Here is a 20,336-nt window from a genome sequence, read left to right as displayed (position 1 = left end):
CCAGATAATCTGTAGAGCCATGATAATTCTCTCTAAACCCGCCCGTACATTAGTCATTAGTCATTAGTTATTAGTTTCTCTCCTCCGCTCCCCTGCTCCCCTGCTCCCCTGCCTCCCCTGCTCCTCTGCCTCCCCTGCTCCCTTAGCTACCATACCGCGTTATAGTTTAGATGCAGTGTTGATCAAAGCTATGCGCTAGCGACCAGAATGCACACATTAGATTATTTAATCTGGGCAAATTTCTCTATCTAAGACTAGAACCAGAGAAAACCTCTCATGTTAAACTACAACTCGTTACTCTGTTTACCATCTTCCGAAGAGCTGCCGAACTCTGAGGATACACCCGTGGATAATGAAATACAATATTTAATTCCGAGTTTACTAAAAGCTTCTTTGGCTTTAGTTTGGTTAGAGCGATGGGATTGGTATTTTGGTGTAAATATGGGTATTTATTATGACCCAAAAAAGCCAGCGATCGTCCCTGATGGATTTTTGAGTGTAGGTGTCAAACGTTTTATCGATGGCGATTTGCGTCTCAGTTATGTACTCTGGGAAGAAGAAAATCCGCCAATTCTAGCTCTAGAGGTAACTTCTCACAAACCTCTGGGCGAATACAGTCACAAAAAAGATATCTACGCTGAATTAGGAGTTTTGTATTATGTTGTGTACAATCCTTTCCGGCGCAAAAAGTCGCCTTTGGAAGTCTATCGTCTAGAAGATGGCGAATATTACCTGATGTCAGGAAATCCGATTTGGCTACCAGAACTTGGTTTAGGAATTGGTAGAGAACGAGGACTTTACCAAGGAGTAGCCAGAGAATGGCTTTACTGGTATGACGAGCAAAAACGCCGATTCCTGACACCGGAAGAACGGATAATGGAAGCAGAAGAACAGGCTAATATGGCGCAACAGCGTCGTTTAGAAGCTGAACATAGAGTACAAAGGCTGGAAGACAGGTTAAAGGCGTTAGGTTATGAACCTGAAACTATAGTTTGAGATTAGGCGCAATACGGTGTCAAATCTTCAAGTTTTGACTGATATTTAACCTCACGTTAAGTTTTATTTTTCTTTGCGTGAGGTTTAATTTATATATGTTAATTAGTTTGATAGTTTGGGAATTATATCTATATTTTAATTTTAAGTCGATTGCGATCGCGCTATCATCTGTCTGATACAGAAATGTTAAATTTTATCGATTACCTCAAGCTACAACTCACCCATAGTTATCAAACTTAGCCGTTATCTATCAGCTGCGTAGCTGAGACACTCTAAAATTTCGTATCACGTAGAAGTATCACAAACTAGCATTAAAAATCTGTTGTGCAGTTAAATTTAAATCAGGGAAAGTTGCAGATTGAATACGGCTGTCACCTCTAAATTTACTCACACTATACTCCCCTTCTTCTAAACAGCAAACCAAAATAGTAGGCTGTTTAGGATTACCTATAAACTCCCTAACTCCTAATCCTGCATAATCCACAATCCAGTATTCAGGAATTGCCATCTGTACCCTTCGGGAAGGGCTTCGCCCAACATAATCAGCATATTTTTTCAGATAATCATCACGCCAATTTGTACTTACGACTTCAACAATTAACGGGATTGATATTCCTTGAGTAACAGTAGATTCCTTTTTCCACAAAGGTTCATTTATTAAATTGGGGCGATTCAACAACAGTATATCTGGCGAGTAAGCTGATTCATATTCAGGTGGTTTGACTAATGCTGTTTTGGGTATGAAGTAGGGGAGATTTAAACGGATACACTCTCTAGTAATTTCAAAGGCTAAAAATCCAATTACTTCTTCATGATCTCCTGTTGGTTGTGGCATTTCGACAACTACCCCATCATGGAGTTCATAACGTTTCCCTGTTTCATCTGGATATATGGCAACAAATTCATCAAATTTAATCAGCTTGCGTAGGGCTTGAGTCATGGCTTATAGCAATTTGTAATTCGTAATTAAGAAAGTCAGATTCAATCTAGTTTTTCAGGTTAAAATCTTTGCCAAGCATTTTTACAAGACTGCGCTTTATAATTTTAGCTTTCATGGGAGTGCGATGAGCTTAGTCCGCCCGTAAGCACTCGCGAAACCCATAGTTGATTCTGTATGATCAGGTCATAGAAATTTATATTGTGGTAACAACACTACATGAACTCAAAGACTGATTTATTAACACGTATTACCCAAACTTCTGGTCAATGTGGAGGTCGTCCCTGTATTCGTGGTATGAGAATTCGGGTGAGCGACATTTTAGAAATGTTAGCGGAGAATGTCAGCATTTCTGAGATTTTAGAAGATTTTCCCGACCTCGAACCAGAAGATATTCAAGCCTGTTTATTGTTTGCTGCACGCCGAACTGATTTCCCCCGACTGACAGCATGAACATTTGGATTGATGCTCAGTTACCTCCTACATTAGCAAGCTGGCTCAATGAAACCTTTGAGGTAGAGCTACTGCACTACGAGAGCTTGGATTACGAGATGCTAAAGATGTTGAGATTTTTGATGCAGCACGAGCTAGTGATGCGGTCATTATGACCAAAGATAGCGACTTTGTGGACTTGGTTTGTCGCTTGGGAACACCACCGCAAATTATCTGGCTTACTTGTGGTAATGTAACAAATCGTAACTTGCGGCGAATAATGGCGATCGCTTTTCCTGATTTCTACAACAGCTACGCCAAGGAGAAGCCATTGTAGAAATCAGCAGTCGTTGATGATTGTAGTGCAGGAGTAATGAGTGCGATCGCTCATCTACTGTACTGTATTGAAGATGCGATAGCCGTTCACTTAGCGTCTCGCTCCAGAAGGCTTAAGCGAAGCTTATCGCCTACGGCGGAGCGTAAGCCCATTGCACTAAACATTTTGAGATTGCATCACTCACTAAATACTTAGCTTTATCAAAGTTTTACACATTTCTCCTTAATAAATGTTTATTTACCTGTTTTACGGGGAACAATTACATATAAGGATATCCCTGTTTAGTCAGGACAAGTTGTAATTAGGTATTTATATAAGCAAATCAGATTTGGGAGTATTTCATGATTCCAATCATTTTGGGTGCTGCTGCTTTAGCTAGTGCTGCGATTTATGGTTTTAGTGAATTAATTAAGGATAATGAGAGACAACATCAAGAAGAAGAAAGAACCATCCTTGCTAGTGGTATTCACGAAGTCGATGAGATGAGTGGAAAGGATTTTGAGAAACTTTTATTCCTTTGTTTTACAAAGATTGGTTACAATGTAATCCTGACTCCAGACACCCAAGATTACGGTGCTGACCTAATTCTATACAAGAATAATGTAAAAACTATTATTCAAGCAAAAAGATCGAAAAAGCCTATCGGCATAAAAGCAGTACAAGAAGTAGCAAGTGCAGTCAAACATTACCAAGCAAATAAAGCAATAGTTATTACAAATAACAAATTTACAGAGAATGCTTATAATCTTGCACGTTCTAACGAAGTAGAATTATGGGATAGAGGACAGCTTATTCAACTTATGCTTCGGGCTAAAAATTATTAGAAAAAATTGTATCTGGATGAGGTAATCTTTTTTTTCCAGGTGATTGACAAATTCGCAATTTCGCCATAGCAAAAAATTCATCTTTCAAGGGTGGAATATCCGAGATATCGATGTCTTCATTACTCATGGCATCGATTCTACTCCCTTATGTTTTTGATGTCTCAAATTTCATTGTCTCAATTCATGACGCTGCTGAATATACTCACGCAACGCATCGTTAATCAAAGTTTGGTAATTTCCTCCACCTGCTAGGTGAACTTGCTCACGAAACCATGCCAATATTTCATCATCTAGACGAATTGTAATTCGAGTTTTCCCCGGTGTTGTTGGCTCAATCGCTCCTCGCTTTCCTTGGCTAAAATCATACTCAGTTTCCATAACTAAAAATCTTCATCATCAACGAAAAATTCCGCGTCTTCTTCCAAGCGAGAATTACTAGAATTTCCCAGACCCCAAAGAGGTTGTAAAATAGCGACACCAATCAACCCTACACCAGCACTGAACGCCAGCACTAAACCCACTGGTATTTGAATTGATTGGAATGTTAAGAATTTTAACGATACTGGTGTGGCATTCTGCACGGAAATAACCGCGATCGCCACTACCCAAACCGCTACAATCAAGGATATCAACAAATTAGCCAAGCTTTTCATAAAAAAATCAAACCACAGATAGATGCAGATGTACACAGATAGTCTCAGTATTCATCTGCCTACATCTGCGGTCTAAACTTCTATGCTAACTTAGAAATCGCACTTTCCATTTCTTGGGCAAGTTGGCTAAGTTTCTCAGGTGAATTGGTTTCTAAGTAAACGCGCACCAATGGCTCAGTACCAGATGGACGCAACAATACCCAGCTACCTTCTTCTAAATACAGCTTAATTCCGTCCTTACGTCCAACTTCCTTAACTTTAATCCCTGCTACCTCTGAAGGCGGATTTTTGGTATAGGAATCAATCACAGCATTTTTATGTGATTCTGTCAAGTGTAAGTCCAAACGCTTGTTATAAAGCGGGCCGTCAGCTTCTGCGATCGCTTCTTTGACTAATTGACTCAAAGGTTTGCCTTCGTAGGCGATCGCCTCCGCTATGAGCATATCAGCTAAAACGCCGTCTTTTTCGGGAATATGTCCAATTACACTTAAACCGCCTGATTCTTCACCCCCAATCAGCACGGCAGTTTCCCGCATTTTTTCACCAATGTATTTAAAGCCGACTGGTGTCTCATAAATTGGCAAGCCGTATTTAGCGGCAAAGTTATCCAGTAGGTGAGTTGTCGCCACTGTGCGGACTATCGCGCCGCTTTTACCTTTGTTTTTGATTAAATGTCTAGCTAACACTAACAGCACAGTGTTAGGGGTGAGAACATTGCCTAATTCATCCACGATCCCAAAGCGATCGCTATCGCCATCAGTCGCCAAGCCCAAATCTGCATGATCTCGGCGCACAGCTTCCACTAATTCTACAAGCTGTTCTCCCTTGGGTTCTGGCATTCCACCACCAAACAGCACATCGCGCCAAGTGTGAAATGTTTCTAATTGTGTACCACTTTGTTCCAACACTTCATCTAAATAGCCACGGGATGTAGAATATAACGCATCATACTTGACTTTTAGCTGTGCGCTCTTAATTCGTTCCACATCCAGCAATGTATAGATAAATTGGAGATAGTCTGGTTTGGGATCGAAAATAGAAATTGAACCGGATGGTTTGCCACTGGGCAACTCATCTGATGCAGTTTCTATATTTGCCACAATAGTATCAGTAATTTCTGGAGTGGCAGGCCCGGCATAGTCAGGGATATATTTAATCCCACAGTAAGGTGCTGGATTATGACTAGCAGTAAACATCAAAGCCCCAGCCGAATTCAGGTGACGGGCGTTATAAGCGATTACTGGTGTAGGGCAATCCCGATCAGTAACTTTAACATTCCAACCTAAATCAGCTAACACCTGGGCGGCTGTCTGGGCAAACTGATCAGCTAAAAACCGCGTATCGTAAGCAATCAGAACTGGTCTATCTTTACTGTAGGCTGTTTCCAAGTAACTTGCGATCGCTCTTGTGACTTTCCGCACGTTGGGAAAAGTAAAGTCATCGGCGATAATTCCTCGCCATCCATCAGTCCCAAATTTTATCTTGCTGGAATTGCTACCGCTCATGTTTGCCACTCTCTCCCATATTTTGTGAACTCTATTAGGAAGCTTCCCGCAAAGCGTGCGTAGCTGCAAGCATCCTCCACCGTATTTTTTCTCACTGCTATTGAGCAATGTCAACCCCCGAAAGACTTTTTGTTAGTTATCACCTCTGGTCTTTAGTAGCCCCAGCTAAAGGACAAGAACGCTGGCACTGTCAAATGAGGCGGGGGTTTATCAAAGCACGTCAACACGAACCACAAGTCAAAGCATTATTGAATCAGGCTACCGCACCTCAGCGAATCGGGATACTCGCCCAAAAAGGCATTTATGAATTTCATCATAATGGACATTTGTTAACTAGATCCGACGGAGTAGAACAAGTTGCCAAATTACTCAAATTGAGTCACACGGCTTTACAAGTGCAACAGCGAGTGTTACAAATTTTGAAAAAATATTATGAAGCTCCCTTACTTTTAGGTAAACGGATTCTGCAATTAACTCGTGGTGATGAAGGTTTTCCTAAACCGATTTTGATTGAAAAAGATAATTATCGCTTCCGGTTATATGCCGCAATGGACTGCGTTTTTATAGATTCAGATGCTCAAACTTTACATATTGTAGATTTTAAAACAGGTAAATCTAATTTCGATATCAGACAAGCATTAGTTTATTTATTAGCTGCTAGTTATCTTTACCCTGGTAGGCAAGCTGTCGCCTCATTTTATAATCTAGAATTTTGTCACGAATCAGAATTAATTCGGTTGAAAAATAGCGAATTAGAAGCTTTGAAATTTGAGTTAGTTAATATTGCCAAAAAACACCAACAAGATTTACAAGATTACCAAGAATCAATTAAGAGTTTTCCGGAAATATTTCCGCCTAACCCTGGTTATCACTGTCGTTATTGTCCATTTAAATCTATATGTGAGTTTTCTGCTTATTCATCTCAACCACATCACCATACAGGAGAAATAAAAGCTAAAAACTCTAAGTAAGTTCGTAGTCAGGACTTTAGTCCTTCTTTTAGGACTAAAGTAGGGGCGGGTTCACCGATATCCTTGTTAATAATTGATGATATCTGTCAACCCGCCCCTACTACAAACCTTACCTATTAACTTTTTTCCTAGATGTAGAGACGTTATACATAACATCTCTACATTATTTACAGCAAATCTCCGCTAAATAAACCCCAGTGTAGAGACGTTGCATGCAACGTCTCTACAAGGTTTTGAAATTTACTTTTGTGGTTCATGTACCTGAAAATTGCTGTATTTGATGCAGCCTTACATAAAATTGGGATTACATCTTACCGCGCTGCATCACTTCTTGTAGGTGATGACGAATTTCTTGAGCTTGCTCAATTTCCGACTGGCGTAATTTTTGGAATAACTCTACACAAGGTTGGGAATTAACAGCTTTTGCATCTTCTATGTAAGTCTCATAAGCTCTCACCGCTTCCGCCTTATTCTGTAGCACTGTGAGAAAGTCATATTCTAAGTTGCTGATAGGTTCTTGAGAATGTCCGTTACCTTTAGTCATTATTTTACCCTCCTGTTAGGCTTGTAATTAATTTCTACTCATGTTTACGGAGTTATTCATCCACCTAAAAGGGTAGGAAAAAGTACAAACATTGCTGAGGCGATAAGCGTAGCTTGCTTTTAGCAAGCAGGTATATCAGGAGATTTAGTCAGAATAAATAAACTATCATCTCCACCGCGTCCAATTCTCAAGGTTTCGTCTAAATAAGTAATATCAAGAGTAGCAATTCTCCCTTGAGGATTATTAGCTGGTACAACCTTAAATGGGTTGAGTTTGGGTGTATCAATACCAAGAATCTTTTCTATTGATAGGTAGCGTTTGTCAAAATAGACATTAATTCGTTTATCAGGTACAGGTGATGACTCGTCTGTGGCTGGTTCAAAAGTAGCTGTCACTCTCACGTATCCCGATACTAACCCCAAAGGATGTTTGACAAAAGCTAAATTGAAAAATTTTTTATTAGTGACATCAATCACTTGGTAAACTTTACCTACTTGCAATCCCAAGGGTAAAGAATCTAAAGCTCGAATTTCTCTAGCGGTGGAGTATTGCAGTAACCAAGCTCCATCCAGTAAAGATGTAGCAGATAAAAGAGGATGAGGATTAGGATTGTAGTTTTCTAATTCTGTGGTTAGTTGTTCAATTTCTGCGGCTATAGTTTTATCTAGTTGTAAGTTGGTGACAGGAGAGCCATTTTTATGCTTGAGGATTTTCTCAAGTTGCGTTTGTAATTTTTCTTTTAGTATCAGTCGATTATTCAAGGTTTGAATATCTCCCTTCATATAGCCTATTAATTTTATCTGTTAGGATGATCGCGATCGCCACTCCTTTCTCTCTAGATGTACCACAACCGCAAAACCGCACTAAAATAAAATACGCACCTTGCATTTTCCCAGGAGTATCCAGTTGTGCAAGCGGACTTGATAGGGTTGGAAATTAGCAAGGGTGAACTACGACGCTTAACTGGGGTGTCTCCCGATCAAGTTTTGCGCCCCGCAACGATCGCCAACCGCCAACAGCGATTAAAATTTTGGCAAAGTGAGATTTCGCTATCACTGCTGATTGCTACCGTGATTGTTGGCTTAGTTTATGGCTTAATTATTTTGCCATTCATCGGTTCAGCAATTCCATTGGGAATTCTACTGTTAATCATAGTATTTATTCTAGTCTTATTGGGGCGATCGCTCTGGCGAAGTGTCCACAGTCCCAAATCCCTGAAACAGCTTTTAGATGCACTTGATCAATATCACGCCTTGATTGTAGCTGTCGATGTGAATGACCAGTTAGCCGTGTCTGGCGAACTCGATGATAGTCTCAATAATAGAGATCAAGTCCTGACAGCCTTGCAACTACTACGAGAAGATTTAGTCCGCGCTTTCAAAACAGAGCGACTTTTGCGGGATAATAAAAAACTGCTTACCCATGACCAAGATTTATCTGTCAATAATTTAACCAGTATCCAAACTTTACAAGCCAACTCTCAGGCTAGTGAATATAGTCTACTGTTAAATCAAGTATTGCAGATTGCTTTGGATGTGCAAGCACAAGTCAGAAAACTACAATCTTCCCGTTAACTTCCATGAGCAACAAACCAAAAATAATCGTCTTAGATGATGATCCTACCGGTTCTCAAACAGTCCATAGCTGTTTGCTGCTAATGCGTTGGGATGTGGATACTTTACGCTTGGGGTTACGGGATGATTCGCCGATTTTCTTCGTACTCACAAATACCAGATCCCTACCGCCAGAGTCAGCCGCAGCTGTCACCAAAGAAGTTTGTCAAAATTTAAAGGTAGCTTTAGCGGCTGAAGGTGTGACTGATTTTTTAGTTGTCAGCCGTTCTGATTCTACCTTACGGGGACATTATCCGATTGAAACCGATGCGATCGCTGACGAACTCGGTGCATTCGATGCTCATTTCCTCGTACCAGCTTTTTTTGAAGGCGGACGCATCACCCGCGATAGTGTACATTACCTAATTATTGACGGTGTACCTACCCCAGTTCATGAAACTGAATTTGCGCGTGATTCAGTCTTCGGCTACCATCACAGCTACTTACCCAAGTATGTAGAAGAAAAAACCCAAGCACGCATTCCAGAGTCAGCAGTAGAAAGATTCTTACTGGCTGATATTCGTCAGGGAAGTTTAGCGCGCTTACTGCAACTCACAGGTAATCAGTGTTGTGTTGTCGATGGCGAAACGCAAGCGGATCTCAATCGCTTTGCTGTAGACTTATTAACCGCCGCCAGTCAAGGGAAACGCTTTTTATTTCGCAGTGCAGCCAGTATCTTAACAGCTTTAGCCGCCTTACCTCCCCAACCAATTGCGGCGGAAAATATGGCTGAGTATGTACGTCAAGGTAAACCAGGTGCAGTCATCGTTGGTTCCCATGTGAAAAAGACGACGCAGCAACTTCAAGCTTTGTTACAAGTGGAGGGAACAGAGGGAATTGAAGTGGAGGTAGCCAGATTACTTGACGCACAGCCGGATACACCTGCTAAACTGCTCACCGAGATTGTAGAAAAAGTTCATGCTGTACACAACGCTGGTAAAACTCCAGTAGTATACACTAGCCGTCAAGAACTAACATTTACTGATGTCAAAACTCGTTTACAGTTTGGTATTCAAGTTTCCGCTTTATTAATGGATATTGTGCGCGGTTTACCTGCTGATATCGGATTTCTCATCAGTAAGGGTGGGATTACTTCCAATGATGTGTTAAGCACTGGTTTAACATTAACTTCAGCCCGTTTACTCGGTCAAATTTTAGCCGGTTGTTCGATGGTAATCACACCGTCAGATCATCCCCAATTCCCTGACTTGCCAGTGGTGCTGTTTCCCGGTAACGTGGGTGATGCTAATGCCTTGGCGACAATTTACCAAAGATTAACTAAAAATACTTAGGTGAAAAGGTTGTGGAATTTTGCATCTAGTTTAAGATTGATTAAACCAATTTTCCCCAAAACAGCTACAGATGGTGATACCGTTTCTTGATGAAGTTGCGCTTGAGTCTTAACTGTAGAGATGTTACATATAACTTCTCTTAGGTATAGATTTGACGCAACCTCACATAAAATTGGTATGACCTTGAAAACTCAGGGACAATCTCACAAGTCTGGAGCTTGTTTACCGTCAGGTGGGAAAAGTTGGCAAGTACCAGGTGTATACCTTTGATTTTGGCTAAAGCTGCATGAGTTCTGATTCTGCTATCCCCAATTTAGAGTCAAATGCTGCATTGCCTGATGCAGATGTTGATTTAGATATTAATGATCAAAAGTCAAATTCTGTTCATGAAGAAGAATCTAACTCGATCATTCCCGATACCGAGTTAAATTCTGTGTTGAATTTTCTCAAGTCTAATTCTGACAGCTTAAAAGAACAGTCAGCCGCTACTGATGTAGAACCAGCCGCCACCAGCCAAGATTTCAATACAATTTCTCTGTTGTCAGATATAGATGCTGAATCTGGTTTATTGACTGTTGATGCCAGTGACTCAGCAGCGAAAAATAACGTCCAAGTGCAATTGAAACACCAGGATGGGCGTATACTGATAGTTTTACCTACAGAATTACAATTACCCGCCTCAGAATTTGCTTGGTCTGAGATTTGGCAACAGTTACAATTTCGATTGATGGCGGGCGATCGCCTACGTGTACCAAATACACCAGTGCATCTGATCGCACATGACCGGCTGTTGGATGTCAGACAACTACAAGAACTGGCGGAAAGCTTGAACCAGATGCAACTGCATTTGCAATCTGTGGCCAGCAGTCGCCGACAAACAGCGATCGCGGCTGTCACCTGCGGCTATTCTGTAGAACAACTACAACCAGCAACTACCCTGTCTTCTGAACCCAAAGGAACGCCGACAGCCCAAGCCGATGCTTTATATCTAGAAATGACGGTACGTTCTGGCGTAGAAATTCGTCATCCTGGTACGGTAATTTTATTAGGAGATATCAATCCAGGTGGTATTGTAGTGGCAGATGGCGACATCTTAGTTTGGGGTCGTCTGCGTGGTGTGGCTCATGCAGGTGCGGCGGGTAATCGTGAGTGTTTAATTATGGCACTGCAAATGGAACCCACCCAACTGCGAATCGCTGACGCTGTAGCTAGGTCTCCAGAAACATTACCGACGCAATTTTTACCCGAAGTGGCACATATTACGCCCCAAGGAATTCGCATCGTCAGAACTACTGAAATGTCTAGAAACTTTTTAAGTAGGATCAATCAAGCCCCATAAATACATTTAATATATTTCTTTCACCCTAATCCAGCACACTCTGATCATGACTCGCATTATTGTAATTACCTCCGGTAAAGGAGGTGTGGGTAAAACTACAGTTTCGGCAAATCTGGGCATGGCTATAGCTAAAATGGGTCGTCAAGTTGCCCTAGTAGATGCGGATTTTGGTTTGCGGAATTTGGATTTGCTACTAGGGTTAGAAAACCGCATTGTGTATACGGCGGTGGAAGTGTTAGCTAGAGAATGCCGATTAGAACAAGCTTTAGTTAAAGATAAGCGTCAACCCAACCTAGTATTATTACCAGCCGCTCAAAACCGCACTAAAGATGCTGTCACACCAGAACAGATGAAGTTATTGGTGAATGCACTGGCGCAAAAGTATCAATATGTGATTTTGGATAGCCCGGCGGGGATTGAAAATGGCTTTAAAAATGCGATCGCTCCCGCGAAAGAAGCCCTCATTGTCACCACTCCCGAAATATCCGCCGTGCGCGATGCTGACCGAGTAGTGGGGTTATTAGAAGCACAAGGCATTAAACGGGTACATTTAATCATTAACCGCATCAGACCAGCAATGGTACGGGCTAATGATATGATGTCTGTTCAAGATGTACAGGAACTTTTAGCCATCCCTTTGATTGGGGTAATCCCCGATGATGAGCGTGTCATTGTTTCTACCAATCGCGGCGAACCTTTAGTTTTAGGTGACAATCCCTGTCTAGCTTCCATAGCCTTTGAGAATATTGCTCGGAGACTGGAAGGAGAAAGCGTCGATTTTCTCGATCTGGACGCACCCCATGAAAACATCTTTACTCGCCTGCGCCGATTATTACGCAGTAAAATTGTTTAATTAATTTTCCAGTCTCCGCACCCTACCTGCAATGTTGCTCGAACTCATAGACAAGCTGTTTTCCCGGACTCCTGATAGTAGTCGTTCTCAAGTCAAACGTCGTCTGCAATTGGTAATTGCTCACGATCGCGCTGACTTAGATCCTCAAACTTTAGAAAAAATGCGGCAAGAAATTTTAGAAATAGTCTGCCGCTATGTAGAAGTGGAAACCGACGGACTCGAATTTTCTCTAGAAAGCAATCAACGCACCACAGCTTTAATTGCTAACTTACCCATCCGTCGGGTGAAAGAAGCTATCGCTGAATTAGAAAACAATGAAACCTCTCAGTAGATTTTCGAGTGCAGAATTTTGCTCAACTATTAATGACTGAGTTGGCTAAAAAATCATCTCTAGTAACTGTCAGGGTTTAGCAATGCTAAACCCCTACTACCAACGGCAACGCCCTATAACTAACGATATGCCACTTGTGGGCCTGACCAAATTTCTGTCAACTTGTTACCATAAGTAACAGGCTGATCCGCTTCTGTTGTGGCTCCCGTCTTACCATCCTCAGCTACTTTTACCAAAGGCCAGTCTTCTGCCCCGATTTCCCCGGCACGGAACAGGACATGATCGGGTTCGTTTTTACTCCAACCTAACAAGACGGCAATTTTTTCATGCTCATCTTCGGTTTGTGCCGGTGCAACTGTGCTAGTTTGGTTTTTCTGGCTATCCCAAATCACTGCATGATCTGTAGAATCACCGGTGTTAAATACCCCTTGAAACTTGCGTGCTAGGAAGCGATCGCTCTTTTGAGACCAACTCACAGGTACTAATACCCCAATTTTGCCATCGTTAGGAGATTCTGCGGCTACTGTTTCCTGCTGATGTAATAGCGGATCTTTCACAATAGTTGTGGAAGCCAATATCCGTAATTTCTTGGTTGCCCTCTCTTCTACAAACAGAACACTATTCACTCTGCTATTGTGCATTTCCGGTTTCACTTCCAGTTCTACCCGGCTATAAACCGCATACTTCCCATCAGGAGACACTACTGGTACACTCCGGTAATAACGCACACCCGAAACACCTTTAGAAGTCAGGGTTTCTTGTGTAGATACAATCCATTTCCAAGGAATGGGATGAGGACTACCTATAGGATCTTCTGGTTCTGCTGTGACTGGTAACGATTGTTCAACTCTCGGAACCTCTTGAGTTGCATCCGGTTCTGATAGTTGAAGACTTGGCATAGTTGGGGCTGCTGCCAATAAATTATTATCTGGTTTTCCCCTCTCGTTCTCTTTTAGTGAATCGAGAACAACCGCATCGTTTTTAGCATCAAAACGTAATTGAGTAGGTGGTATCTTTGTCAGTGGTGCTAGTTCCACTGCGGCTAATTGATCAACATTATCCTCACTGCTGGAAAGAGGTGATTTTTTAGCTAACAAAGACTCAAAATTCTCTGTTGGTAATGCCACCTGTGTTTGCGGCAGTACAGTTTCCTGTTCTCTACTGCTGGAATTGTTTTGCTCTGTAATGATGAATTCAAATAAATCTGATTCACTAACAGTAGCTATCTCCTGTGATGCACCATCAGATTCTTCTGTCTCAGTAGTCATCTTGGCTATGACTTTTGATTGCTTGGCTGAACTAGAATTACCTGATGCTGCCACTAACGGAGCAATGAGCATGAAAACAACAAAATAATTGAGAAATGGTTGGACGCGGAACCATCCTGACAGCAAGAGGGGTTTAAGCATGGGCGGACTCTCCAGAGGGGCGGTTGCTGTGTGAGGAGCAATATTTATTTCAGAAGAAAACAGGTGTTGATTACAGGTATAACAACAAACTCAAACTTTTAACGAGATCAAGACGAAAATTTTTTAAAATTTGGGCAATTTTACAGAAATCGAGTATCTCCTTTACATCTTGTTATCAAAGTTAAGGGTTTTTACAGAAAAATCCGCTACCAGAAAAAACAGCATATTCACTATTAAATGACTAGCTGAAATGATATGTTGCTGCTTTTGTCACTTAACCACCAACAAACAGTGGCCTTGCTCAAAGAACACCAAATCTATATAGTTGGCTCAAGAAACAGATAGCCCAAGGTAGAGCATCATTACTGAACTGTTAAGAGTAAGTCAGCTACAAACAATCTCTTGTTGCTACTTATGACAGCAGTGCAGACCCTGATAAGGCTTTCGTGAGGCGTTCGTGGAACAGTTGGAAAAGCTGACGCACAACATATAATACTAGAAAAACGCCTTGAGCATCTACCATAAGGTAGAAATTGCTATGGGAGTTTTTACAATTGCGCCTTCTTACTGTATGGCCTAGCCATTGACGCACCGCTTCGCGAACACGATTCAGGTTTCTGCTTCTGCCTCTTACGAGTATTTTGCAACTGCCCTATGATTAGGTATATGTGGATCTAGTTCCCCTGGCAATGGAAATAATTTGTTCAATATTTTAGCTAGGGACTATGTACAAATTCAATAACCTACAGCTTGACACTCCCCCTACTCCGCTTCTCTACGAGACGCTTGCGCGAACGCTAAAGTAGGGGGATTCTTGGTTCATCCAGTCGGCTTATTTACACTTGTTTCCAAGTCTAAACAGAGGTCGTTCTGTCCCCAATTTTTGGGATTTTCAGGGTGTTACTGGTGGGCTTTCAAACTTCCCACTATTTTATGTAATATTAACTCTTGATGAAATATTTAATTACATAAATATTAATGAAAGTCGTATTTTTTGGCACACCTCAGTTTGCTGCTCCCACTCTAGAGAAATTACTGAATCATCCAGAATTTGAGGTTTTGGCGGTTGTCACTCAACCAGATAAACGTCGAGGACGTGGTAACAAACTGACACCTTCACCCGTGAAAGTTGTCGCCACTAATCACAATATCCCAGTGTGGCAACCCCAGCGAGTGAAAAAAAATGCTCAAACTCTCACACAACTCCAGCAGCTAGATGCGGACGTATTTGTTGTAGTTGCCTATGGGCAAATTTTGTCACAAAAAATTTTGGAGATGCCCAAGTTAGGCTGTGTGAACGTGCATGGCTCGATTTTACCTCAGTATCGGGGGGCTGCGCCGATTCAATGGTGTTTGTATAACGGTGAACAGGAAACCGGGATTACGACAATGCTGATGGATGCGGGGATGGATACAGGAGCGATGTTACTCAAGGCTACTACACCGATTAGCTTATTAGATAATGCTCAGGATGTAGCTGCAAGGTTGTCAGAAATTGGTGGAGATTTATTAATTGAAACATTACTCAAGCTACAACGCCAGGAAATTACACCAATTCCTCAAGATGATGATGCAGCTACTTACGCATCTTTAATTACTAAAGAAGACTATGCTTTAGATTGGTCAAAGAGTGCCATACAATTGCACAATCAAATTAGAGGTTTTTACCCCAATTGCACAGCTACCTTTCGGGAGCAAACTATAAAAATCACTGCTACCCTTCCCCTGGGTGTTGCTGACATTGACAGTCTACCCCCAGAATTACAAGGAATATATCAAAAATTACCTGATTTATCAAATCTATCTGGTAGTCCAGGGGAAGTAGTCAGCATTGCCAAGGGAATAGGCGCGATCGCTCAAACTGGTGCCGGACTGCTGCTATTGCGAGAGGTGCAGCTAGCCGGGAAACGTCCCCAGTCTGGATGGGATTTTGTCAATGGTACACGTCTCACTGTTGGAGAAGTGCTAGGTAATGGTAGTTAGTCTTAGATGCTAGTATTTCTACTTCCCTACTCCCCATTTCTCACTTAAAACTCAGAATGGTCTGAGATTTCATAAAAATGACAAGATTCACAAGGGCCATGGGGGTTGACTGCACAGCGAAGAATTTCCGAATGGGCGTTATATTTACAGCTAGCATCCCCAATTACCCAACGCCCAGCGACTAAAGTTTTTTCTGCTGGTCTTTGAGCAGATTGTACATAAAGGGCGATATTGTGCAACCGATAACGCCCTGATTTAAATTGATATCTGTGGCGACGTTCTAAAACTGCGTAGGTTTTACCTTCAAAATCAAGGTAGTTTCCGGGTTGGGGTGTCCAATCAAGTTGTAGTTTACCAAGGGTACGACGGGGATGGGTCTGAATCACCTCGGTTGGTAAAGAGTCTGGCTCCATAGGTTTGTGTGATGTGGTTTACATTATAAAAATGGTATCGTAGCAGCCTACCCTAGCTAGCTGGAAATCGGGAGGAGAAAATCGGGAGTAGGGAGTCAGGTATATTCGTTTTGCATCGTTGCTTGTGGGTTTTGCCTGTGATGGAGGTGTAACTGTAGTGAATTTTCCTCTCATACCTACTATCTTCATCGAGAGTTAAAAAACTCAAATTTTCTACTGCTACACTATATTGTAAATAATTTGTTAATTGTTAATATAACGTTACAACTTTGGCAAAATTGCTCATCGATAGATGAGTCTCAATCAGTAGCATAGAGAACTACTAAGTTGAGGTTTTGAATTCAAGTAACGCTTCATATATGTTTACAAATCGGCTAAATCTCTGATTGGGTGATGAGGAGAAATACGAGGCGGAAATGTGGCTATTTTATAGGAACAGAGAGAGATTGCCGAAAAGTGAATTTTGAGAAGTGCCTATTAAATTGTTTAAAGTTATGTAGCCTTTTACTTACGCCGTATAAGCCACTGCGGTAAACTATGCGTTGATTATGATTCTTTCACAGATAAAGAACACTGGAAAGGAGCCGTTTTTTCAATGTCTCATACCGTAAAAATCTACGATACCTGCATTGGCTGCACCCAATGTGTCCGCGCTTGCCCGACTGACGTTCTGGAGATGGTTCCTTGGGATGGCTGCAAAGCTGCTCAAGTTGCTTCTTCCCCCCGTACAGAAGACTGTGTAGGCTGCAAACGTTGTGAAACTGCTTGCCCCACCGACTTTTTGAGCATCCGGGTTTACCTGGGCGCAGAAACGACTCGCAGTATGGGTCTAGCTTACTAAGGAATTAACTGCTAATTCCTGATTTAGTTGACCATTCAGTGCCTCGATAGCAAACAACTTTAGCATTGTAGGGTGGGCGGCGATCGCTCATCCTACAATGTCAAACTGGAAAAATATGAATATACTTCTTGACACAGGGGCTAACAGCTCCTTTTTTTGTGGAACTCGATATTTAGATCAGCATCTATACTTGATGTAATTATCCTGAACAGGTGGTGTGAGTAATGTGTGGCATCGTTGGGTATATAGGCACTCAAACAGCGACAGAAATTTTATTAGCAGGGTTAGAAAAACTAGAGTATCGGGGATATGACTCCGCCGGAATTGCCACGGTTTGGGAAGGAGAGGTTAATTGTGTCCGCGCTAAAGGGAAACTCTACAATCTTCGTTCTAAGCTGGAACAGTCAGCAACACCAGCCCAAATAGGCATCGGACACACACGCTGGGCAACTCATGGTAAACCAGAGGAACATAACGCCCATCCGCATTTAGACACAGCTATGCGGGTTGCTGTTGTTCAAAATGGAATTATTGAAAACTACCGCGAGTTACGCGAGGAACTGAAACAGAAGGGGCATCAGTTCCGTTCGCAAACCGATACAGAAGTGATTCCCCATCTAATTGCAGAATATTTACAGCATCTTCCCTCACCTTCTCACCCCCTCACCCCCTCTGACTTTTTAGAGGCAGTGCGCCAAGCTGCCAATCATTTAGAAGGGGCATTTGCGATCGCCGTCATTTCGGCTGACTACCCCGACGAGTTGGTTGTGGTGCGTCAGCAAGCCCCCTTAGTGATAGGATTTGGTCAAGGTGAGTTTTTCTGTGCTTCTGATACCCCGGCAATTGTCGCCTATACCCGCGCCGTACTCCCCCTAGAGAATGGCGAAATAGCCCGCCTCACACCTTTGGGAGTGGAAATTTACAACTTTGCTGGCGACAGGTTGAAAAGACAACCCCGAATGCTCAACTTGAATCCCACGATGGTAGAAAAGCAGGGATTCAAACACTTCATGCTCAAAGAAATTTATGAGCAACCGGGAGTAGTCAGAGCTAGTTTAGAAGCATATTTTGATCATGATACCGTTAACCTAGACTTACCACAGGATTTTTACGCAGATTTAGAGCAAATTCACATCGTCGCCTGTGGTACAAGTTGGCACGCTGCCTTAGTGGGTAAACACTTACTCGAACAACTAGCGGGAATTTCTACCCAGGTACATTACGCTTCTGAGTATCGCTATGCCCCATCACCCCTGACAGCCAATACCTTAATTATTGGTGTCACTCAGTCAGGGGAAACGGCTGATACCCTAGCGGCGTTAGCAATGGAAAAAGAACGCCGCCAAGGAAAAGAAGCGAAATATCAGGCGCGACTTTTGGGGATTACCAACCGCCCAGAAAGTAGCCTCGGTTTGATGGTTCCCCATATTATTAATACCCTAGCCGGAATTGAGATTGGGGTAGCGGCGACAAAAACCTTTATTGCCCAGTTGATGGCGTTTTATGCCTTAGCATTGGATTTAGCGGCTCGTCGCCAGACACTACCACCGGAAAAACTCACAGAAATTATTCAAGGCTTGCGCCAGATTCCCAAGGAAATTGAGGCGACATTAGAACGTCAGGAAGAAATCACCGAACACTTAGCCCATGAATTTGCGGAAACCAAAGATTTTATCTTTTTGGGTAGAGGGATTAACTTCCCGATAGCATTAGAAGGGGCGTTGAAATTAAAAGAAATCAGTTATATTCACGCTGAAGGTTATCCGGCTGGGGAAATGAAACACGGCCCGATAGCTTTGTTAGATGCTAAAGTTCCGGTAGTAGCGATCGCAGTTCCTGGTACTGTGTATGAAAAGGTGATTTCTAACGCTCAAGAAGCCAAAGCCAGAGATTCCCGGTTAATTGGGGTGACTCCTGTGACAGATGGCGAAGCCGCAGAAATCTTTAACGATTTACTCCCAGTGTCATCAGTGGATGAATTATTATCTCCCATCCTGACAGTCGTACCTTTGCAACTTTTGGCTTATCATATTGCAGCAAGAAGGGGTTTAGACGTTGACCAGCCTCGGAATTTGGCGAAGTCGGTAACTGTGGAGTAAAATAATACTTTAAATAAGTATAATTGTACAACAATAAAAAAGTCGTATAACAAATAAAAAAGTTGTACAATATATAAAAAAGTTGTACAATATATCCTGTGGGTGCATATGCAAGCATCTACAGGAGTTTTTATGGCTAGAAGTAAGCAAGATTGGACGCAAGCCAAGTTTGAGCGTTACTGTAAGGAAGGTCGTGGTCAGGGCAGTGGGAAAAACTATCAGCCCTGGATCAAGATTCAGGACTTTCCCTCCAAGGGTCGTGTTTCCAGACCACCAGGTTGGAAAACAAACCGAGAACATCATCTCTTTTCTGATAACGAGAAGCGACTGTTTTACGTATTTGAGTGGTCAGATGCGATCGTTGATATTAGAGAGCAGTTTCCTCTACTTGATCTGGACTTAGCAATTAATATTGCGGATGAAATGGGTATTAACTATCCCAAAGATCCGCAAAGCAATACGCCATATGTTTTAGCCACGGATTTTATGCTTTCTGTCCAGCAAGGTAAGAATATAGTTCAGAAAGCACGAACATTTAAACTAACCAAGGATTTGGGAAGTAAGTCGGTAGCTGAAAAATTTGAGTTAGAAAAACGTTACTTTGCTGCCAAAGGTATTGATTGGGGAATAATCACAGAAAAAGAAGTCCCTAAACAATTAGCTGAGAATGTTGAATGGATTCATACTGCTTATAAATTAGAAGAAAATGCAGATATAAATCTTGAAGAATTACGTAACATCGCAAATATTTTAAAGTTTAGACTTCAGGAAAGTGATGCAAGTATCAATAAAATAACAACGGTTTTAGATAAGGAGATGAACATAGAGTCTGGCACATCTCTCTATCTTTTTAGACACCTTATTGCTCGGAAAGAAATCATTATGGATATGCTGGTAAATAAAATATCTAGTTGTCCATCTTCTAAAGAAATTCAAAAAATAATTTTTTAAGCTAGGACGAGGT

23 protein-coding genes are annotated in these 20,336 nt (G+C 41.9%); 14 read left to right on the top strand and 9 right to left on the bottom strand.

The window, feature by feature from the left end:
* The first annotated feature begins 276 nt into the window (after positions 1 to 276).
* A complete protein-coding gene (locus AACS98_RS08220; protein WP_066378070.1) occupies positions 277 to 996 on the top strand; it encodes a Uma2 family endonuclease in 720 nt (239 codons plus the stop codon).
* 298 nt (positions 997 to 1,294) lie between these two features.
* On the opposite strand, the gene AACS98_RS08215 is transcribed toward AACS98_RS08220, so the two are convergent.
* The gene (locus AACS98_RS08215) at positions 1,295 to 1,936 is read right to left on the bottom strand and encodes a Uma2 family endonuclease (protein WP_066378069.1); all 642 of its coding nucleotides are present in this window, start codon (positions 1,934 to 1,936) and stop codon (positions 1,295 to 1,297) included.
* Between the two features lie 216 nt (positions 1,937 to 2,152).
* Here AACS98_RS08215 and AACS98_RS08210 point away from each other — a divergent pair, with 216 nt between their 5' ends.
* The 3 genes from AACS98_RS08210 to AACS98_RS08200 all read left to right on the top strand — a co-directional run bounded on the left by AACS98_RS08210 (position 2,153) and on the right by AACS98_RS08200 (position 3,526).
* Positions 2,153 to 2,386 carry a DUF433 domain-containing protein gene (locus tag AACS98_RS08210; protein WP_066378065.1) on the top strand — a complete coding sequence of 78 codons (234 nt, stop codon included), beginning with the start codon at positions 2,153 to 2,155 and terminating at the stop codon, positions 2,384 to 2,386.
* A 115-nt stretch (positions 2,387 to 2,501) separates the two neighbouring features.
* The gene (locus AACS98_RS08205; RefSeq protein WP_231866968.1) at positions 2,502 to 2,702 is read left to right on the top strand and encodes a DUF5615 family PIN-like protein; all 201 of its coding nucleotides are present in this window, start codon (positions 2,502 to 2,504) and stop codon (positions 2,700 to 2,702) included.
* 341 nt (positions 2,703 to 3,043) lie between these two features.
* Complete coding sequence (locus tag AACS98_RS08200; protein WP_066378063.1) at positions 3,044 to 3,526, top strand: restriction endonuclease; 483 nt, start codon at positions 3,044 to 3,046, stop codon at positions 3,524 to 3,526.
* On the opposite strand, the gene AACS98_RS08195 is transcribed toward AACS98_RS08200, so the two are convergent.
* From AACS98_RS08195 to AACS98_RS08180, 4 genes are all read right to left on the bottom strand, one after another.
* Positions 3,513 to 3,653 (bottom strand): hypothetical protein, encoded by a 141-nt coding sequence (locus AACS98_RS08195; RefSeq protein ID WP_157087502.1) that lies wholly within the window; start codon positions 3,651 to 3,653, stop codon positions 3,513 to 3,515. The genes AACS98_RS08200 and AACS98_RS08195 overlap by 14 nt on opposite strands.
* A gap of 41 nt (positions 3,654 to 3,694) precedes the next feature.
* Entirely contained in the window at positions 3,695 to 3,904 is a 210-nt protein-coding gene (locus AACS98_RS08190; RefSeq protein WP_066378061.1) for a BrnA antitoxin family protein, read from the bottom strand.
* Positions 3,905 to 3,906: 2 nt separating this feature from the next.
* Positions 3,907 to 4,179: a LapA family protein gene (locus AACS98_RS08185; protein ID WP_066378058.1), complete on the bottom strand. Its 273-nt coding sequence runs from the start codon at positions 4,177 to 4,179 to the stop codon at positions 3,907 to 3,909.
* An 80-nt stretch (positions 4,180 to 4,259) separates the two neighbouring features.
* Positions 4,260 to 5,684 (bottom strand): phosphoglucomutase/phosphomannomutase family protein, encoded by a 1,425-nt coding sequence (locus AACS98_RS08180; protein WP_066378056.1) that lies wholly within the window; start codon positions 5,682 to 5,684, stop codon positions 4,260 to 4,262.
* 107 nt (positions 5,685 to 5,791) lie between these two features.
* On the opposite strand from AACS98_RS08180, the gene AACS98_RS08175 reads away from it, so the two are divergent.
* A complete protein-coding gene (locus tag AACS98_RS08175) occupies positions 5,792 to 6,655 on the top strand; it encodes a PD-(D/E)XK nuclease family protein (RefSeq protein ID WP_066378054.1) in 864 nt (287 codons plus the stop codon).
* A 304-nt stretch (positions 6,656 to 6,959) separates the two neighbouring features.
* On the opposite strand, the gene AACS98_RS08170 is transcribed toward AACS98_RS08175, so the two are convergent.
* Complete coding sequence (locus AACS98_RS08170) at positions 6,960 to 7,199, bottom strand: hypothetical protein (RefSeq protein WP_066378052.1); 240 nt, start codon at positions 7,197 to 7,199, stop codon at positions 6,960 to 6,962.
* A 119-nt stretch (positions 7,200 to 7,318) separates the two neighbouring features.
* Positions 7,319 to 7,981: a PAP/fibrillin family protein gene (locus tag AACS98_RS08165; protein ID WP_084386887.1), complete on the bottom strand. Its 663-nt coding sequence runs from the start codon at positions 7,979 to 7,981 to the stop codon at positions 7,319 to 7,321.
* A 126-nt stretch (positions 7,982 to 8,107) separates the two neighbouring features.
* On the opposite strand from AACS98_RS08165, the gene AACS98_RS08160 reads away from it, so the two are divergent.
* The 5 genes from AACS98_RS08160 to minE all read left to right on the top strand — a co-directional run bounded on the left by AACS98_RS08160 (position 8,108) and on the right by minE (position 12,627).
* Positions 8,108 to 8,773, top strand: a complete 666-nt coding sequence (locus AACS98_RS08160; protein ID WP_066378050.1) for a hypothetical protein — start codon at positions 8,108 to 8,110, stop codon at positions 8,771 to 8,773.
* A gap of 5 nt (positions 8,774 to 8,778) precedes the next feature.
* Positions 8,779 to 10,104, top strand: a complete 1,326-nt coding sequence (locus AACS98_RS08155) for a four-carbon acid sugar kinase family protein (protein WP_066378047.1) — start codon at positions 8,779 to 8,781, stop codon at positions 10,102 to 10,104.
* Positions 10,105 to 10,390: 286 nt separating this feature from the next.
* Positions 10,391 to 11,443, top strand: a complete 1,053-nt coding sequence (gene minC, locus AACS98_RS08150; RefSeq protein WP_066378045.1) for a septum site-determining protein MinC — start codon at positions 10,391 to 10,393, stop codon at positions 11,441 to 11,443.
* A 46-nt stretch (positions 11,444 to 11,489) separates the two neighbouring features.
* Positions 11,490 to 12,296: a septum site-determining protein MinD gene (gene minD / locus AACS98_RS08145; RefSeq protein ID WP_066378042.1), complete on the top strand. Its 807-nt coding sequence runs from the start codon at positions 11,490 to 11,492 to the stop codon at positions 12,294 to 12,296.
* Between the two features lie 31 nt (positions 12,297 to 12,327).
* Complete coding sequence (gene minE, locus AACS98_RS08140; RefSeq protein ID WP_066378040.1) at positions 12,328 to 12,627, top strand: cell division topological specificity factor MinE; 300 nt, start codon at positions 12,328 to 12,330, stop codon at positions 12,625 to 12,627.
* A gap of 119 nt (positions 12,628 to 12,746) precedes the next feature.
* Here the strand turns inward: minE and AACS98_RS08135 are convergent, their stop codons facing one another.
* Positions 12,747 to 14,036, bottom strand: a complete 1,290-nt coding sequence (locus AACS98_RS08135; RefSeq protein WP_066378039.1) for a hypothetical protein — start codon at positions 14,034 to 14,036, stop codon at positions 12,747 to 12,749.
* A 978-nt stretch (positions 14,037 to 15,014) separates the two neighbouring features.
* On the opposite strand from AACS98_RS08135, the gene fmt reads away from it, so the two are divergent.
* Complete coding sequence (fmt, locus tag AACS98_RS08130) at positions 15,015 to 16,019, top strand: methionyl-tRNA formyltransferase (RefSeq protein WP_066378038.1); 1,005 nt, start codon at positions 15,015 to 15,017, stop codon at positions 16,017 to 16,019.
* Positions 16,020 to 16,063: 44 nt separating this feature from the next.
* Here the strand turns inward: fmt and AACS98_RS08125 are convergent, their stop codons facing one another.
* The gene (locus AACS98_RS08125) at positions 16,064 to 16,432 is read right to left on the bottom strand and encodes a DUF6464 family protein (protein ID WP_066378037.1); all 369 of its coding nucleotides are present in this window, start codon (positions 16,430 to 16,432) and stop codon (positions 16,064 to 16,066) included.
* A 595-nt stretch (positions 16,433 to 17,027) separates the two neighbouring features.
* On the opposite strand from AACS98_RS08125, the gene psaC reads away from it, so the two are divergent.
* From psaC to AACS98_RS08110, 3 genes are all read left to right on the top strand, one after another.
* A complete protein-coding gene (psaC, locus tag AACS98_RS08120; protein WP_010997613.1) occupies positions 17,028 to 17,273 on the top strand; it encodes a photosystem I iron-sulfur center protein PsaC in 246 nt (81 codons plus the stop codon).
* 224 nt (positions 17,274 to 17,497) lie between these two features.
* Positions 17,498 to 19,372, top strand: coding sequence for a glutamine--fructose-6-phosphate transaminase (isomerizing) (glmS, locus tag AACS98_RS08115; RefSeq protein WP_066378033.1), 1,875 nt, complete (start codon positions 17,498 to 17,500; stop codon positions 19,370 to 19,372).
* A 132-nt stretch (positions 19,373 to 19,504) separates the two neighbouring features.
* Positions 19,505 to 20,323: a heteromeric transposase endonuclease subunit TnsA gene (locus tag AACS98_RS08110; RefSeq protein ID WP_066378219.1), complete on the top strand. Its 819-nt coding sequence runs from the start codon at positions 19,505 to 19,507 to the stop codon at positions 20,321 to 20,323.
* Positions 20,324 to 20,336 lie beyond the last annotated feature (13 nt).

The organism is Anabaena sp. CA = ATCC 33047, from assembly GCF_963870205.1.
Classification (GTDB): Bacteria; Cyanobacteriota; Cyanobacteriia; order Cyanobacteriales; family Nostocaceae; genus Trichormus.
Note: the sequence above shows the minus strand (reverse complement) of the source record. Positions and strands in the feature narration are given on the sequence as shown.